Below are 510 nucleotides of genomic sequence, written 5' to 3'. Positions count from 1 at the left end.
CCTTGTCGACAATCGGCTTGGGCATCGTACGCTTGATCTGACCCACCACGATCTGCAACCGCAGGGACTCCTGCGGGCGGCCGTCGGGCCGGGTGTGGGCATAAAACACGTCGGTCAGGTGGCCGTCGAAACGCAGCAGTTCCTCGCGGTATATCGTAAACAACAAATCCCCACCGGCCGTGGGCGGAATATCGTCGACTTCGCGGCCGATGCGATGTTCGATGGTGTTATCGGCGCTGCTGACCCGGAAGATGACTTCGATATAACCGTCCTTCGGCCAGCTCCCTTGAAGGGGGAAGCGTACAGTCGCGTTGACATCCGGCTCGATATGGCCGCCCAGGTCCTCGTCTATCGTCGGTGCCGGCCACCTGACGACTTGCCCCACGACGTCCAGATAGAGCTTTTCGGAAGGCTGTTGCACCGCGCCATTCTGATACAGGGCATGCACACTCGCGCGGCCTTCGGCAATCGCGCTCACCAGCGCGTTGGGAACCTCAAAGGTATAAAGGC

Annotated in this window: 1 protein-coding gene; it reads right to left on the bottom strand. The window is 60.6% G+C overall.

Features of this window, described 5'->3' with window-relative positions; all coding sequences use genetic code 11:
- Positions 1-510, bottom strand: a 510-nt coding sequence (locus GIV35_RS27610) for a hypothetical protein (RefSeq protein ID WP_236489200.1), incomplete at both ends; no start/stop codon positions are given.

The organism is Pseudomonas sp. PA-1-6B, from assembly GCF_021609545.1.
Classification (GTDB): domain Bacteria; phylum Pseudomonadota; class Gammaproteobacteria; order Pseudomonadales; family Pseudomonadaceae; genus Aquipseudomonas; species Aquipseudomonas fluorescens_BV.
This window is presented reverse-complemented; position numbering and strand designations above follow the sequence as displayed.